Raw genomic sequence first — 523 nt, forward strand, 5'->3', positions numbered from 1 at the left:
CGGTGGAGACGTTGACGACGACGACCGGGGCGTTGGATGCGGTGCTGCTGTCCGCGGTGCGGCAGTTGACCGCGACCACCGGCCAGCTCCTCTTGGTGGATAAGGGTGCCACCACCCCCGAGGACCTGTCCGCCGAGGGCCGGGAGGAGTGGCGGGCGCGGGCCAAGGTCCTGACCCGCCACGAGATTGAAGCGGTCACCGGGTGGGGTGTGGGGGAAGTCAGCGACCTGGTCGCCCTGGCCGCTACCCCGGCCGCGGTGCGGGCCGCGGTGACCCACGCCCTGGCCACCGGGGAAGCCTCGTGGCGGTTGGCCCGCCGGTACTACCGGGAGTGCACCGACCTGACCACTGCGGACGCCGCGGCCATCGCGCACGGGCTGTTCGGGGACGACCCCGCGGCCGCGGTCACCGAACGCCTCGACTCTGCTGGGGAGTGGACCGGGGACCCGTGGCGGCACAAGGAGTTCTACCGGGCCCTGTCCCGGGAGGCCCACAAGATCCGGGCCCGCGACCCCGAAACCAC

Annotated in this window: 1 protein-coding gene; it reads left to right on the forward strand. The window is 73.2% G+C overall.

Going from position 1 to position 523, the window contains the following annotated elements; all coding sequences use genetic code 11:
• Positions 1–11 precede the first annotated feature (11 nt).
• Positions 12–523 (forward strand): hypothetical protein (locus DA085_RS20780; RefSeq protein WP_154402284.1); only part of this gene is annotated, 512 nt, incomplete at its 3' end.

It is taken from the genome of Ornithinimicrobium cavernae, from assembly GCF_003121625.1.
GTDB classification, from domain to species: Bacteria; Actinomycetota; Actinomycetes; order Actinomycetales; family Dermatophilaceae; genus Ornithinicoccus; species Ornithinicoccus cavernae.